Source organism: Ignavibacteria bacterium (genome assembly GCA_016873845.1).
GTDB lineage: Bacteria > Bacteroidota > Ignavibacteria > Ch128b > Ch128b > JAHJVF01.
Window position 1 is genome coordinate 1 of sequence record VGVX01000007.1, and the last position, 15,408, is coordinate 15,408.

14 protein-coding genes are annotated in these 15,408 nt (G+C 36.2%); all 14 read left to right on the forward strand.

The features are described 5' to 3' along the window. Positions 1 to 216 precede the first annotated feature (216 nt). Genes mraZ through ftsA form a run of 14 tightly spaced genes read left to right on the forward strand, consistent with a single transcriptional unit; the run spans position 217 to position 15,378 of the window. On the forward strand, positions 217 to 660 hold the full coding sequence (gene mraZ / locus FJ213_03085) for a division/cell wall cluster transcriptional repressor MraZ (protein MBM4175146.1): 444 nt from the start codon (positions 217 to 219) through the stop codon (positions 658 to 660). After that, positions 650 to 1,579, forward strand: a complete 930-nt coding sequence (gene rsmH, locus FJ213_03090; GenBank protein ID MBM4175147.1) for a 16S rRNA (cytosine(1402)-N(4))-methyltransferase RsmH — start codon at positions 650 to 652, stop codon at positions 1,577 to 1,579. Before mraZ ends, rsmH begins: the two co-directional genes overlap by 11 nt. Then, complete coding sequence (locus FJ213_03095; GenBank protein ID MBM4175148.1) at positions 1,576 to 1,884, forward strand: hypothetical protein; 309 nt, start codon at positions 1,576 to 1,578, stop codon at positions 1,882 to 1,884. Before rsmH ends, FJ213_03095 begins: the two co-directional genes overlap by 4 nt. Continuing rightward, the gene (locus tag FJ213_03100; protein ID MBM4175149.1) at positions 1,881 to 3,956 is read left to right on the forward strand and encodes a PASTA domain-containing protein; all 2,076 of its coding nucleotides are present in this window, start codon (positions 1,881 to 1,883) and stop codon (positions 3,954 to 3,956) included. Before FJ213_03095 ends, FJ213_03100 begins: the two co-directional genes overlap by 4 nt. Beyond that, the gene (locus FJ213_03105) at positions 3,957 to 5,453 is read left to right on the forward strand and encodes a UDP-N-acetylmuramoyl-L-alanyl-D-glutamate--2,6-diaminopimelate ligase (protein ID MBM4175150.1); all 1,497 of its coding nucleotides are present in this window, start codon (positions 3,957 to 3,959) and stop codon (positions 5,451 to 5,453) included. It begins immediately after the preceding gene. Beyond that, entirely contained in the window at positions 5,414 to 6,820 is a 1,407-nt protein-coding gene (locus FJ213_03110; GenBank protein ID MBM4175151.1) for a UDP-N-acetylmuramoyl-tripeptide--D-alanyl-D-alanine ligase, read from the forward strand. The genes FJ213_03105 and FJ213_03110 overlap by 40 nt, the downstream gene beginning before the upstream one ends. A 1-nt stretch (position 6,821) precedes the next feature. Further along, positions 6,822 to 7,931, forward strand: coding sequence for a phospho-N-acetylmuramoyl-pentapeptide-transferase (locus FJ213_03115; protein ID MBM4175152.1), 1,110 nt, complete (start codon positions 6,822 to 6,824; stop codon positions 7,929 to 7,931). After that, on the forward strand, positions 7,928 to 9,283 hold the full coding sequence (locus FJ213_03120; protein MBM4175153.1) for a UDP-N-acetylmuramoyl-L-alanine--D-glutamate ligase: 1,356 nt from the start codon (positions 7,928 to 7,930) through the stop codon (positions 9,281 to 9,283). Before FJ213_03115 ends, FJ213_03120 begins: the two co-directional genes overlap by 4 nt. Next, positions 9,283 to 10,413: a cell division protein FtsW gene (locus FJ213_03125; GenBank protein ID MBM4175154.1), complete on the forward strand. Its 1,131-nt coding sequence runs from the start codon at positions 9,283 to 9,285 to the stop codon at positions 10,411 to 10,413. The genes FJ213_03120 and FJ213_03125 overlap by 1 nt, the downstream gene beginning before the upstream one ends. After that, positions 10,410 to 11,507, forward strand: a complete 1,098-nt coding sequence (gene murG, locus FJ213_03130; GenBank protein ID MBM4175155.1) for an undecaprenyldiphospho-muramoylpentapeptide beta-N-acetylglucosaminyltransferase — start codon at positions 10,410 to 10,412, stop codon at positions 11,505 to 11,507. The genes FJ213_03125 and murG overlap by 4 nt, the downstream gene beginning before the upstream one ends. Beyond that, complete coding sequence (locus FJ213_03135; GenBank protein ID MBM4175156.1) at positions 11,508 to 11,993, forward strand: hypothetical protein; 486 nt, start codon at positions 11,508 to 11,510, stop codon at positions 11,991 to 11,993. Beyond that, complete coding sequence (locus FJ213_03140; protein ID MBM4175157.1) at positions 11,986 to 13,371, forward strand: UDP-N-acetylmuramate--L-alanine ligase; 1,386 nt, start codon at positions 11,986 to 11,988, stop codon at positions 13,369 to 13,371. The genes FJ213_03135 and FJ213_03140 overlap by 8 nt, the downstream gene beginning before the upstream one ends. Beyond that, on the forward strand, positions 13,368 to 14,129 hold the full coding sequence (locus tag FJ213_03145; protein ID MBM4175158.1) for an FtsQ-type POTRA domain-containing protein: 762 nt from the start codon (positions 13,368 to 13,370) through the stop codon (positions 14,127 to 14,129). Before FJ213_03140 ends, FJ213_03145 begins: the two co-directional genes overlap by 4 nt. A 1-nt stretch (position 14,130) precedes the next feature. Continuing rightward, a complete protein-coding gene (gene ftsA, locus FJ213_03150) occupies positions 14,131 to 15,378 on the forward strand; it encodes a cell division protein FtsA (protein ID MBM4175159.1) in 1,248 nt (415 codons plus the stop codon). The last annotated feature ends 30 nt before the right edge of the window (positions 15,379 to 15,408 follow it).

Below are 15,408 nucleotides of genomic sequence, written 5' to 3' on the forward strand. Positions count from 1 at the left end.
ACAGTATTTTGCTTCGTTATCAAGATATTTATTCATTCACTCTTTTTTAACAAAAGCTGAAATCCCAAATTTTCCCAAATTCATTATAATTGGCTAAAGGATAAAATTCTAAGACACTAAAAAAATCTATTTTTTTCTTGACATTTTCATCAGATCGGATTACTTTTGCCCCAAAAGTGGTTGAAAGTGGGGGAGTGTCCCACGATTGACCAATGAATTATGTTTACGGGAAGATTTACATACTCAATAGATAGTAAGAAACGGCTTAGTATCCCTGCCGAATTAAGAAAGCAGCTCAAGCCCGAAGCTGAAGGGACTTTCGTTTTTATCCCCGGAGTAGAGAGCTACGTCAATCTTTATCCCAAGGATGAATGGTTGAAGTTTAGTCAGGTGTTTGCGAAACTATCGGAGTTTGATCCCCGCCAAAGTTACTTCAAGCGAAAGATGCTTGAAAGCGTTGCAGAAAAAAAATTAGATGGACAATTTAGAATAAGCATTCCTCAGATATTTCTTGATAAAGCTAAGATTGAAAATGAAGTGTTAATGGTCGGTCAATGGGAGAGAATCGAACTATGGAATCCAAAATTGTATGAGGAATTAGATTCAAGGTATTCTGAGTCATTCGCCGATATTGCTAAAAGCGTTATGCATGGAAAATGATTCTTTCCATCGACCGGTATTATTAAAAGAAACGCTGACATACTTGATAACAAAAAAAGACGGAGTCTACTTTGATGGTACTCTCGGCGGCGGCGGTTATTCAAAAGCCGTGCTCGACAATATTGATCAAAGCGGAACAGTGATTGCAACTGATCTTGATATCAATGCAATTAATTTTTGTAAGAAAAAATTTGAGAATGAAAAGCGAATTATTATCGTGAACGATAGTTATAAAAATGTAAATACAGTTTTAAGAGACTTGGGCGTCGGGAAGATTTCCGGTGCAGTTTTGGATTTAGGCGTTTCCTCATTTCAGCTTGATAGCCGAGATTCGGGGTTCAGCTATCGCATCGATTCCAAGTTTGATTTACGGTTCAACAAAAACATTGGACAAAGTGCCTCTGAGATATTGAACGAATTCAGCCAAAAAGAATTGGAAGAAATAGTCAAAAATTTCGGCGAAGAAAAAAATTATAAGAAAATAGTCAGAGCCATTGTAGAAAAACGGAATCAGAGTCCGATAAAAACAACAAAACAGGTTGTCGAGTTGATCTCAAACTTAGTTGCTGTTAATAAAGTGAATGAGACACTCTCAAGAGTTTTTCAAGCATTCAGGATTTTTGTTAATTCCGAATTAGACAATTTGAAGTCATTTCTTTCGGATGTGATTGATGTCATAGAGTCAAAAGGAAGAATTGTAATTGTATCATATCATTCACTCGAAGACAGAATTGTAAAAGATTTTTTTAACTACGAAGCACTCAGTTGTGTCTGCCCAAGAGAAATACCAGTCTGCATCTGCGATAAAAAAGCACGAATAAAAAAATTGCACAAAAAAGTAGTCTTTCCATCAGAAGATGAAATTCGAATTAATTCGCGTGCACGTAGTGCAAAACTAAGAGCGGTAGAAGTTTTATGACGAAAAGAAAATTTTCACCGCTGTGGGGAATAATCGCCTTGGTAGTTTTCAGTGGATCGGCAATTTTCTACGTGCGGAATATAATTCTAGTGGATGATCTTGCTCGCGAAATAAATGAAAAGCTGAATGAGAAGAATAATCTTTTAATAGAAAATAAAACTTTAAGAGCCACTGAAGAAAAATTATGTGTTAGAGAAAAAATTGTTCCCACGGCTCAAAGCAGGCTGCAAATGATAATCCCTAAAGAGCCGACTATAATTTTGAAAATAAGTGAAGTCAATAATCTAAAAACTTCTAGCCAGTGAAAAATTATAAAATACATATCGTATTCATAGCTTGTTTGATTTTATACGCACTCATTGTAACAAGATTAGTGTTTCTGCAGATAATTGATAGAGGAATTTGGGTCGAGCGAGCAACAAGACAGCTTGAGAAACCATTTACTGTGTATCCTATGCGGGGTGAAATTTACGATCGTAATGGAAACACTTTTGCCCACAGTATTAAAACCTATAAACTTTCTGCTGATGTATATCTGATAAAAGATTCCATGTTTTTCAGCACTGCGAATCAAATCAGCCATGTAACAGGAGCAAATGCATTCGAATATTTGAAGCTGATGAATACAGCTTCTGGAAGAATTGCAATTTTAGAAAAAGAACTCAGTGCAGAAAAAGCAGAAAAGATTTTAAAGCTCGACATCAATGGATTGATTCTCGAAGAAAAAACTAGGAGAAAATATCCTTTTGGTTCCCTTGCTTCTCATATTCTTGGTTATGTGAACTCAGATTCTGAGGGTTTAGATGGAATTGAGAAGCAATACGACAATTACCTGAAAGGTAAACAAGGTAGTCTAATAATTCAACGTGATGCTCGCGGAAAAGCAAGTACTGTTCTGAATCATAAAAGTCAGAAGGCTGTCAATGGTTGCGATCTTCATTTAACTATAGATAGAGAAACGCAGCGTGTGTTAGAAGAAGAATTATCAAAAGGTGTTTTGAACTCAAATGCCTCCAATGGCATGGGGATAATAATTGATCCAAATACTGGCGAAATTCTTGCTATGTCAAATTATCCGACATTTAATCCTTCGGAGTATTATAAAGCAACTAATTTTGAAATTAGAAATCGCGCCGTTACAGACAGATACGATCTTGGTTCTACTTTTAAAATTGTAACTCTCGCCGGCGTACTTGAAGAAAATGTTGCAAAGCCATCAGATGTATATTATGCTGAAAAGGGCACTTATCAAACAATGGGTGTAACTTTCAGAGATACGAAGCCGCATACATTTCTTACTGTGGAAGAAGCGATGGAGCAGTCAAGTAATATTGTATTTGTCAAGCTCGCTCAGAAATGGGGAGCCGAAGAAATGTTTAAATATGTCAGAAATTTTGGATTCGGAACTCGAACTTCAATTGATCTACCCGGTGAAACAAGCGGCGACTTAGGTTTACTTAAAAAACATGATAAACTAACCGCGTGTTTTGCATCGCATGGATATTCAATCTCAATATCTGCAATACAACTGATTATGTCGTATGCAGCAGCAATTAACGGCGGAAAACTTGTCAGCCCATATATAGTCAAAAAAATTGTATCTGAAGATGGAGAGATCATAAAAGAAGTTAATTCGAATATTGTGCGCAATGTTATTTCCGAATCCACCTCAAAAACTCTGCGGAAAATTTTATATAAAACCATAGAAAACGGTACAGGTCAATCTGCAAAAATAGACGGGCTTGAAGCTGGCGGAAAAACTGGAACGGCACAAAAACTTATAGAGAGTAAACCAAAAAGTTATTACTCTAAAGAATTTTATTTTTCTTCATTCGTTGGATTTTATCCGGTAGATCAACCGCAATACCTCTGTTTAATTGTAATCGATTCACCTAAAGGGAATTATTACGGTGGTACAGTTGCAGCTCCAATATTTAAGAGAATAGCCGGGCGGTTATTCAAATCTCATGCAGAAGAAAAATTAATTGAAAAGAATCTTGTATATCATAAAATATCTGATGAATTGTCATTCCCGAGTTTAATAGGAAAAGAAAAATCTGAAGCTATAAAGATTTGCCGCAGTTTCGATGTTGAGATAGAATTTAAGGGAAGTGGCAGAGTAATTCTTTCGCAAGTGTTCAATGAGGAAGAAAAACATGTTACATTTGGTTTAGGCGATACTGAAAAATCTTCATCGGCAGCTCAAGTTCCAAGTGTAATTGGACTTTCAATGCGTGAAGCAATTAACCAGATGGCGCTCGCAAATATTAGAGTTGTTATTGAAGGTAACGGATATGTAATTCGACAGAGTCTTGAAGGGGGGACGGAAGTCCCTTCAAACGCAATTTGCAAATTAATTTGCTCGAAGGATATCTGATTGAAACTTGAAAATGTTATAGAAGGATTAAAAGTTATTCAGCTCGCTGGCGAAGTTGAGCGTAAAGATATCTCATCAATCGAGTATGATTCACGAAATGTTAAACAAAGTTCTCTATTTGTTGCAATCAAGGGATTCAACACAGATGGACATAAATATGTAATGGAAGCTATCAGCAAGGGAGCAATCGCTATAGCAATTGAAGATGATTCATCCATTTCTAACGATTATTTGATTCATCAAAATATTACGAAGATCTTGGTTAAAGATTCCCGAAAAGCTCTCGCTCAAATTTCCTCTAAATTTTATAAAGATCCTTCCAAAAAAATTAAAATCGTTGGAGTAACTGGTACAAACGGTAAGACCACTGTCACTTATATTCTCAAGTCTATACTCGAACAAGCAAACAACAAAGTTGGATTGATTGGCACGATTAAAAATTATATCGGTAATGAAATTTTTGTGAGTGATAAAACTACGCCAGAGTCTCTTGAACTTAATCAAATGTTTTACAAAATGGTTGAGGCGGGTTGTACATATTGTGTTATGGAGGTATCGTCTCATTCGATTGTACTCGATAGAGTATTTGGTATAGAGTTCTGCGGTGCGATTTTTACAAATCTAACTCAAGAGCACTTGGATTTTCATCATGATATGGAGAGTTACTTTAAGTCCAAGAAAAGATTGTTTGATAGCCTGGGCGAGAATGCAATGGCAGTTTCAAACTTTGACGATCCGTATGGACAAAGAATTTTAACAAATACTCTTGCAGAGAAAATTTCGTATGGATCGAATCCTTCTTATGATTTTTCTTTTTCCAGTGAATCATATGATTTTACTTCGACGAGTTTCGATTTGGTTATTGACAATCGAAAAAGAAAAATAAGTTCGAATCTTGTAGGTAAATTTAATATTTATAATGCCGCCGCTTGTGCTGCACTCTGTTGGAAACTTGGGATTAATGAGGAGTCAATAATTAATGGACTCGCTAAAGCAGAAGTTGTACCTGGGCGATTCCAAGTTGTTGGAAGCAATTATCCAATAAATGTGATCGTGGACTATTCTCATACATCCGATGCTTTGGAGAATTGCCTTTCATCCATAAATGAGATTATCCAAAATCAGAAAAGAAATTCAAAAGTAATCACAGTGTTTGGCGCCGGTGGAAATCGGGATAAAACAAAACGCCCGCTTATGGCTAGAGCAGTTGAAAAATATAGCGATAGTTTTATTGTAACTTCGGATAATCCACGAAATGAAGGTCCTGAACAAATAATTGAAGATATCTTGGCTGGAGTTAAAAACAAATCAAAGGTAAAAACTATTTCAGATAGAGAAGAAGCAATTCGATCAGCAATAATGAATGCTGAAACTAATGACATAGTCTTAATTGCAGGTAAAGGACACGAAGACTATCAAATTATTGGCAAGAAGAAGATCCATTTCAATGATAAAGAATGTGCAGAAAAATATTTGAAGGAAAGATTCGGGAAATGAATCTCACTTTGGCGGACATAAAAAAATTGAAAGGCTCAATCGTATTTAATGATGAAAGTTTCAATTCGATTAAGAACGTATCGATCGATTCGAGAAAAGTGCAAAAGGGTGATCTTTTCTTTGCAATAAAGGGAGATAATTTTGATGGACATGAATTTATAAATAGTGTTTTGAGGAAGGGAGCCATTGGAGTTGTAATTTCAAAAGAACATCTTTCTAAGTTTAAAAATTTAAAATCTTTTTTTGTTGTAGTCGATGACACTATTCTTTCTCTTGGAGAACTGGCAAACATTTATAGGAAGAAGTTCAAAGTGAAAACCATTGCAATTACTGGTTCGAACGGAAAAACAACTACAAAAGAAATGATCGCAAAAGTTCTCTCCCAAAAATTTCATGTTTTGAAAACTGAAGGAAATCTTAACAATCATATCGGCGTCCCATTGACTTTGTTCCGTCTAAATAAAAGGCATGAAGTCGCAGTGATTGAAATGGGGATGAATCATTCTGGAGAGTTAACCCGGTTATGTGAAATTGCCGAACCGGACTTCGGATGTATTACTAACATTGGTCACGCTCATACAGAATTTTTTGAAGGCATTGAAGGAATAGCAAAAGCCAAAGGAGAAGTTTTTGTTTATTTAGCTCGAACCAATGGCTTTGGAATTGTTAATTCTGATGATAAGAGAGTTAAACTAAATTCAAGAAAATTGATTAATAAACTTTCATTCGGTTTTACCGGAAATGCTGACGTGAAAGGAAAATTTATTGGATTGAATTCAATAGGTAATCCGCGAGTAATTTTTTCTTATAAGAATCATTCAATGAGCGTGGACCTAAAGACTGTCGGGAGACACTCTTCCTATAATGCAATATGCGCGGCAGCATTCGGTTTCAAATTCGGTGTTCCTTTTAGAAAAATAAAAGCTGCACTTGAATCATACTCTTCATTCGAGAAAAGAATGCAGGTAATTAAAAATGATGGACTCACGATTTTGAATGATTCGTACAACGCAAATCCAAGCTCAATGCAAGCTGCATTCGAAACATTGAAACTGATGAATGGTTTTGAGAGGAAAATTGCCGCTGTTGGCGATATGTTGGAACTTGGTAAAGAGTCGAAGAAATTCCATGGAGAGCTGGCCAATTATGCAGCTGATGCAAAAGTTGATTATCTGTTTTGTTTTGGTGATCTCACTAAACACACAGTTCACCGGGCAAGAGAATTAAATTTAAAAACGTTCAAGTTTAACAGTAAGAAGAAACTCGTGGAAAAAATAAATTCAGTTTTAATAAAGAATTCAATCCTATTGATAAAAGGTTCTCGTAAAATGAAAATGGAAGAAATTTTAGAAAGCATTAAGGCATAAAATGCTATACTATTTATTCGACTATTTACATAGAGTTTTTGATATACCAGGTCTCGGTGCATTTCGATATATCACTACTAGATCGGCAGCAGCTGCAGTTACTTCATTATTATTCACTTTTTATTTTGGTCCTAAAATAATTCGCTGGTTGAAAAAAAATCAGTTAGGCGAATCGAAAAAAGAAGAAGCTCCTGCAACTCATCACTCAAAAGCTGGCACACCTACTATGGGCGGATTAATCGTGATTTCATCAATCGTAATTCCAGTTATACTTTGGGCTGATATTCTTAGCATTTTTATAAGTTTAATTTTAGTAGCTACACTATGGTTATTCGGTGTTGGATTACTTGATGATTATCTTAAAGTCGTTAAAAAATACCGTAAGGGGTTGATCGAAAGATACAAACTGATCCTCCAATTTATTATCGGATTAATTGTCGGTGTAGGAGTATTCTTATCACCAGAATATGCAGGAATAAATACTGAGACGACGCTGCCATTTTTCAAAGATTTGAATTTCGATTTTTCATATTTCTACATTCCGGTTGTGATATTTATCATCATGGCAACATCAAACGCAGTAAATTTAACTGATGGATTGGATGGACTTTCATCCGGAACAATCGCTATTGCTATGCTGACGTTGGCACTTTTCAGCTATGTTACAGGCAATGCAATTTACAGTGATTACTTAAACATCGCTTATATTCCTGGGACAGGTGAGCTCACGATTTTCTGTGCTGCGGCTGTAGGTGCAACACTCGGCTTCCTGTGGTTCAATTCCTATCCCGCTCAAGTTTTTATGGGGGATACAGGATCGCTAGCACTTGGCGGAGCGCTTGGCACATTGACAGTATTAGTCAAAAAAGAATTGCTGCTTCCCATTCTCGGCGGGATATTCTTTGCGGAAACTGTTTCAGTCATAATTCAAAGAGTTTATTTCAAATACACAAAGAAAAAGTATGGCGAAGGTCGAAGAGTTTTTAAAATGGCACCGCTTCACCATCACTTTGAGTTGCTCAATTGGTCTGAGCCAAAAATTGTAGTCAGGTTTTATATTATTGCGATCATACTTGCCATACTTAGTTTAACAACATTTAAAATTCGATAGAAGTGATAGACATTAGAAATAGAAAAGTTTCAATTATTGGCTCTGCTCGAAGTGGAATCGCCGCTGCGTATCTTGCCCGCAGACAGGGAGCTGAAGTTTTTCTAAGCGATACATCTCAGCCCGAAAATTATGATGAACTCAAGAAAGAACTCTCTGAAAATAAAATACATTTCGAGTTTGGTGGACATAGTGATAGAGTTTTTGAGTGCGATTATCTTATAACAAGCCCAGGCGTACCATCAAATTCTGATGTACTCACCAAAGCTAATAATTTGGGTATCGTTATAAACAGCGAGATTGAATTTGCAAGCTGGTTTACGAAAGCAAAAATTGTGGGAATCACTGGAACGAATGGAAAGACAACAACCACTGCACTGACTAATTATATTCTTAATTTGTGCGGGAAAAAATCTTTAGCAGCGGGGAATATTGGAAATGCTTTCTCGTTAATTGCTGATAATGCGGATGAAGATTCAATTATAGTTCTCGAGACCAGCAGTTTTCAACTTGATCATATTAATTCTTTCAGGCCGGATGCTGCGGTCCTTCTAAATATCACTCCCGACCATCTCGATAGGTATGAGAACGATTTTCAGAAATATATTGATTCGAAATTCAGAATTACTAAGAATCAAATGAACAGTGATCTTTTTGTTTACAATCAGGATGATGAAGTAATACAGAATAATACTTCGAAGTGCAAAATCCCAGCGCAGTCATTCTCAATTTTGAATGATGTTGAAAAAGGTGCATCTCTCATTGGAGATAAAGTCTATTTGAATTTTAACGGACGCAGTGAAGAGCTGATTTCGGCAAAAGAAATTTTAATTAAAGGATCTCACAACCTTTATAATTCAATGGCAGCATCATTAACGGCAAAGTATTTCGGTTGTCCAAATGACGGAATAAAAAAAGGATTACAGGAGTTTAAAGGCGTTGAGCATCGTCTTGAACTTGTAAGAACGCTTCATGGAATTACTTTTATAAACGATTCGAAAGCAACAAATGTCCGTTCAACCTATTACGCGTTAAAGAGTATCGATCAGCCGATTATTTTAATTCTTGGAGGGAGAGAGAAAGGAAACGATTACCAAGAGATTATTGAGCCGATCAAACAAAATGTAAAATTCATTCTTGCAATCGGCGAAGCAAAAGAAAAGATCGAGAGTGCTCTTCATCAAATTAAAAAAGTAATAAAATGCAAAACACTTGAGGAAGCGGTCGATAAAGGATTTGACTATGCAGACGAAAATGATATAGTTCTTCTTTCACCTGCTTGCAAGAGTTTTGATATGTTCAGGGATTACGAACACCGAGGCAGAAGATTTAAAGATATAGTGAACGATTTATAATGAGTAAAGGTAGAGTTGACATATCTATATTTTTAGCAGTGTTAGGTTTAATGCTGTTCAGCTTGATTGTTGTTTACTCTGCGAGTAGTTTTTATTCATCGTACAAATGGGGAGACCCAGAACTATTATTTGGCAATCATCTTGGAAAAGTATTTTTTGGTATTGGAGCTCTTTTCCTTTTCACAAGGATTCCGTACCAGTACTATCAGAAGTACAGCAAAGAAATTTTAATAATGAGCATTGTTCTGCTGGCTATTACTGCAGGTTTTGGAAAAACTGTAAAAGGTGCCGCACGACAAATAAACATTGGTGGATTTGGATTTCAACCTTCTATTCTTGCATTGTATGCCTTGATAATGCACTTATCGAGTTTAATTGTAAAAAAAGTCGAAACCATAAAAGATTTGAAATATGGATACTTACCAAGTCTCGCTTGGATCGGTGTAGTTGTGGCATTGATTTTAGCTCAGCCAAATTTCAGCACTGCAACCTTGAGCGTCATAATCGGTTTTACTTTACTCTATCTCGGAGGAGCAAGGGTTAAACATTTATTTGCCACGGTTGGGATGACTTTTCCATTTCTAATATTTTATCTGGCCGACACTGGAAGTTATCGCTATACAAGATTAAAAAATTTTGTCGAAGGAATTTTTAGTAACCAGCCAATCAACTATCAAGTTGGACAAGCAGCATTAGCTTTTGGTTCAGGTGGGATTGAAGGGAATGGGATCGGCGACAGCAGAATTAGAGAATTATGGCTTCCTGAAGCTTACGGTGATTTTATTTATGCTATTATCGGTGAAGAATATGGTTTCATCGGTGCAGTTATAATTTTGAGTTTATTCCTATTTATTCTTTGGAGGGGATTTAAAATCGCACTTAACGCACCTGAAACATTTGGAAGGCTATTAGCATTCGGAATTACTTTTTCAATTGGCTTGTATGCTTTTGTGAATGCTGGCGTTACAGTGGGTATTCTTCCAACTACAGGAATTCCGTTACCGTTTCTTAGTTACGGCGGCACTGCCATTTTATTTAATGCTGCAGCAATCGGAATATTGCTTAATATTTCATCATCAATTCATCATGAAGAAGTTTTTCAAACTGAAGCGACTGTTATAACGCGATGAATAATGAACGAACATATCGATTCTTATTTGCTTGCGGCGGAACTGGAGGACATATTTTTCCGGCTGTTGCGATTGCTGATGAGCTGAGAAAACAGCAGCCAAAATCAAGAATTCTATTTGTTGGTACAAAGCATAGAATGGAGTCGAAAGTTATACCGAATTTAGGATTTGAGTACAAATCGATTTCCATAAAAGGAATGCCACGGAAAATTGGTTTTGCAGCAATCAGTTTTGGATGGAGTTTATTTGTTTCACTTCTTCAATCAATTATCATTGTTCTAAGATTCAAACCAAATGTAGCCGTAGGAACTGGAAGCTACATTTCAGTAGCACCTTTGTTTATTACTAAAGTGTTCAACCGTCCAGTAATTCTTTCTGAATCAAATTCTTTTCCGGGAATTGCAACAAAAGTCTTAGCTCCGATTGCCAATCAGATTCATCTTGGATTTGAAAGCAGCATAAAATATTTCAAATCACGGAAAAGAATTTTCATATCGGGTAATCCAACAAGAAATATTTCACAGACTCAAGACCGAAACGAAGCTGCAAAGTTTTTTGGATTGGATTCAAATATAAAAACTGTTCTCATAGTCGGCGGGAGTCTTGGAGCTAAATCAATAAATCAAAAAATTTCTGAATTTGTTACTGGATTATCTGAGCAGTTTCAAGTTATATGGCAGACTGGTGCAAATTATTATGAAGATTTCAAATCGTTCAAGACTGAGAGAGTAAAAGTTTTACCTTTTATTGACAGGATGGACTATGCCTATTCTATTTGCGATCTTTTTGTTAGTCGTTCAGGTGCATCTACGATCGCTGAAATAACAAACCAAGGATTAGCTTCAATTCTAATTCCCTCTCCAAATGTTACTGAAAATCATCAGTATCATAATGCGATGACGCTTGTGGATGAAAAAGCGGCCGAAATTTTACTCGATAGTGAATCCTCCAATTCATTGTTACAAAAGATTCTGGCTCTCTTAAATGATGAAGCGAAACTTAAACAGATGAGATCAAAAGCAAAGCAGCTTTCGAAACTAAATGCAGCAGAAGTAATTGCGAGAGAAGCAATAAAATTGTCAAAGATAAATTAAATGGAAAAGTCATTTTATAAATATAACATGACTTTGTATTACCAGTCGACTGTAATCTATTTCATTGCTATGCTGGGTTATGTTTTATTGCGGGCGCAGTTTGCAGGATTAGACTTCGAAAATTTCACTCATGATCCAATCTCGTATCTATTTATAATTGTAATAGGTTACTCAATCCTCGGTACGACTTTTAACTTAATCCGAAATAAGCGAATAGGATTCTTTGATAAAGGCTTTTTAATTGAAACACGTTTCGATAAGAAAGTTTTTAATCTTGACGAAATTAAAAGCATAATTATCAGAAGGGAACATAGATTTCATTTTCAGGGTGCATTTAGAACAGTGAAAATTAGAACTCTTAAAAGAGTGTATCCACTTTATATAAGACCATTTGATTATGACGATGAAAATCAGCTTTTGGAGGAATTTAGGCAGCTGAGAGAAAAGCTTTATGCTAAACAACCAGAGGATAGTGATAATGTTTAAGAATTTCAAAAAAGTCCATATGGTCGGTATTGGTGGAATTGGAATGAGCGGGATTGCAGAAGTTTTAATTGCAATGAATTTTAATGTTTCAGGTTCGGATAAAAGTTTGAGTGAAGTAACAGACCGTTTAGAAAAACTTGGATCCCAAATTTTTGAAGGACATAGTGCGGAAAATCTTGTTGATGTCGATGTTCTTGTTTATTCATCAGCAGTCTCCGTGGATAATCCAGAAGTCGCAGAAGCAATTAAGAGAAAAATTCCTGTTATCCGTAGAGCAGAAATGCTCGCTGAACTCATGCGGCTGAGATATGGAATTGGAATCGCTGGAACACATGGCAAAACAACTACAACCTCAATGGTCGGTCTAGTTTTGCTCGAAGCAGGATTTGATCCCACAGTAATTGTAGGTGGAAAATTGAGCGGGCTTGGCGGTACAAATGCGCGGCTTGGCTCCGGTGATTTTATTGTCGTCGAGGCGGACGAATTTGATAGAAGTTTTTTGCAATTAACTCCAACAATTGCTGCGGTTACGACGCTTGAGTCCGAGCATTTGGATATTTATAAAGACATCGATGATATTAAGGCAGCATTTGCTGAATTCGCCAACAAAGTTCCGTTCTACGGATTTGTCGTTCTTTGTTTGGATGAAGAAGGATTGCAGGATATTATTCCTAAGATCAATAAGAAAATTATCACCTACGGCTTAACCTCACAAGCAGATGTCCGCGCGATCGAAATCGAACATTACGAAAATACATCGAGCTTCGAGGTTGAATACAAGGGGAAAAAAATAGGTAATATAAAATTAGCTATTCCGGGCATCCATAATATTCAAAACGCACTTGGCGCAATAGCGATTGCAATTGAGCTTGGAATTGATTTCGAAACGATAAAAAAATCTCTTGAAAAATTTAATGGAGTTTATAGAAGATTCGAAGTTAAAGCTGAAATTCAAGATATAATGATCATTGATGATTATGCGCATCATCCAACGGAAGTCGCGGCTACGCTCAAAGGAATTCGTGCAGGTTGGGATAGGAGAATCGTAGCAGTTTTTCAACCGCATTTGTTCTCGAGGACAAGAGATTTTTACGAGGACTTCGCAAAATCATTTCTTAATTGCGATGTATTTATCTGTCTTGATATATATCCCGCCCGTGAGGAACCAATTCAAGGAATTACCGGTGAGCTCTTAGCTGATTCAGCAAAGAAGTTTGGACATAAAAATGTTTTATATGTCAAGGATAAAAACAACCTGCCAGATGCTCTCATTAATGTAGTGAAGTCAGGTGATATAGTTGTAACGATGGGCGCAGGAGATATTTACCAATATGGTGAAAAATTTATTGAACTAATGAAAACTGGAAGGATAAATTGAAACGCATCGCTGTCTTTTTGTTTTTGATTTTTTTCGTCATAGGAATTTTATTCTTAAGTAGAACGGCGCAAAATTTTGAAGTTAAGTTTCGCATAGAAAAAATTGTATTGGAACAGAACGAGATCGTGCCAACTTCAGAAATATTGAATTTTGCAAGAATTAATTCAGAAAAAAAACTTGAAGAGCTTACACCCGAAATGGTACTCGACAGAATCGAAAAACATCCATATATAAAGTCTGCAGAAGGAAGTTTTCTTGACTCCGTCACTTTTAGTATTCGAGTTAAAGAAGTCGAGCCATTTGCATTAATTTTTGGCACTCAAGTAAAATCATGCTTAACTTCGGATGGGAAAATCCTTCCTTTCAATCCAGTTATTAAGATTTATGATCTTCCAATTATAACAGGGATTGAACTTGAGAGAAACAATCAGCTCAATACAGTTAATTCAATTCCTCATCTGACAAAAGTTTTTGAAACATTACATTCATTAAGAGCAATCGATTTTGCCCTTTTCAGCTCTATCTCTGAATTACAAATCGATGAAAAAAATAAATTCTACGGATATTTATCAAAACCGCAAGCGAAAATAATCTTCGATAAAAGTTTTGATTTCAAAAGGGGGATCCAGCTTAGTGAATTTTGGAGACAAATAATATTGAATCAAAATTCAATTCGATATGAATACATCGATTTGAGATTCAAAGATCAAATTGTAGTAAAAGAAAAACAGATTAATCAATTGACCGAATTAATTTGATATGAAAAAAAATATTATTGCCGGATTAGACATCGGAACGACAAAAACCTGTGCAGTCATTGCCGAAATGGGGAGTCTTAATAAGTTAGACATTCTCGGATTTGGCGTGTCACAATCCGAAGGAATGCACAGGGGCACAGTAGCCAATATTAATAAAACTTCTGAATCAATTCGCCAAGCTGTTAGCATTGCTGAAAATCAGGCAGGATTGAAGATTAATGCAGTTAACATTGGCGTTGCCGGAATTCACATCAGCAGTATGCGGTATCGAAATTATGTTACTATTAATAATCCAGATCGTGAGATCACAGAAAGCGATCTTGAAAGATTATTCAACGACGTAAAAATGATTCGTATACCATCTGATTACTTTATTCTTCATGTAATTCCAGAGGAATATTTTATAGATGACCAAGGAGGAATAAAAAGCCCTATCGGCATGTGCGGCACTCGATTAGAAGCTGCGAATCACATTGTCTTAGCACAAAATACTGCTACAACGAGTTTATCAAAATCTGTGGAACGAGCAGGATTAAAAGTTAATCAAATGATACTTCAACCATTGGCATCCGCAAATGCTGTACTTGACGAAAACGAAAAAGAACTTGGTGTGGCGATGATTGATATTGGTGGAGGCACAACTGATTTAGCAGTTTATATAAATGGTTCAATTCGTCATTCAAAAGTAATTGGTGTAGCAGGGAGCCAAGTGACGAGCGACATTCGAAGTGCATTCAACGTTGTAACCGAACAAGCGGAGAAGTTGAAAATTGAATATGGATATGCGAGTCCTAAAGCTGTAATCAAAGAACAAGATATTTACATCCAAAGCGGCGGACCACGAGCACCGATTCGTATTTCCGTCGGAGTTTTAACTCAAGTCATTTATTTAAGAATGAAGGAGTTATTCATGCTTATTGATCATGAATTGAAAATGGCGAAATTAAAAGATCAAATTCGTGCTGGAATTATTTTAACTGGCGGAGGTTCGCTTATAAGAGGTTGTGAAGAACTAGCAATTGAAGTATTCGGACTTCCTTCACGCATTGGAATGCCGCTCGATCTCGGAGGCGGTCTTGCACAAAAAGTGGAAAATCCTGTTTACTCAACTGCAGTCGGACTGCTCTTGGGTGGAATCGATACAGTAAATTTAAAAGAATCTCACAACTATGTTTCATTTCGCAGGCCCAATGGCAGCGTGATAAAAAAGTTCGGACAAAAAATAAAAAAGTTTTTCGATGAAATGTAAATGATTAAACATAAAAAATTAAACACAATA

Excerpts from the sequence above, each read along its gene's own strand:
- rsmH (MBM4175147.1), top strand. The coding sequence starts at position 650 with ATGGAAAATGATTCTTTCCATCGACCGGTATTATTAAAAGAAACGCTG.
- FJ213_03095 (MBM4175148.1), top strand. The coding sequence starts at position 1,576 with ATGACGAAAAGAAAATTTTCACCGCTGTGGGGAATAATCGCCTTGGTA.
- FJ213_03110 (MBM4175151.1), top strand. The coding sequence starts at position 5,414 with ATGTGCAGAAAAATATTTGAAGGAAAGATTCGGGAAATGAATCTCACT.
- FJ213_03115 (MBM4175152.1), top strand. The coding sequence starts at position 6,822 with ATGCTATACTATTTATTCGACTATTTACATAGAGTTTTTGATATACCA.
- FJ213_03125 (MBM4175154.1), top strand. The coding sequence starts at position 9,283 with ATGAGTAAAGGTAGAGTTGACATATCTATATTTTTAGCAGTGTTAGGT.
- murG (MBM4175155.1), top strand. The coding sequence starts at position 10,410 with ATGAATAATGAACGAACATATCGATTCTTATTTGCTTGCGGCGGAACT.
- FJ213_03135 (MBM4175156.1), top strand. The coding sequence starts at position 11,508 with ATGGAAAAGTCATTTTATAAATATAACATGACTTTGTATTACCAGTCG.
- FJ213_03140 (MBM4175157.1), top strand. The coding sequence starts at position 11,986 with ATGTTTAAGAATTTCAAAAAAGTCCATATGGTCGGTATTGGTGGAATT.
- ftsA (MBM4175159.1), top strand. The coding sequence starts at position 14,131 with ATGAAAAAAAATATTATTGCCGGATTAGACATCGGAACGACAAAAACC.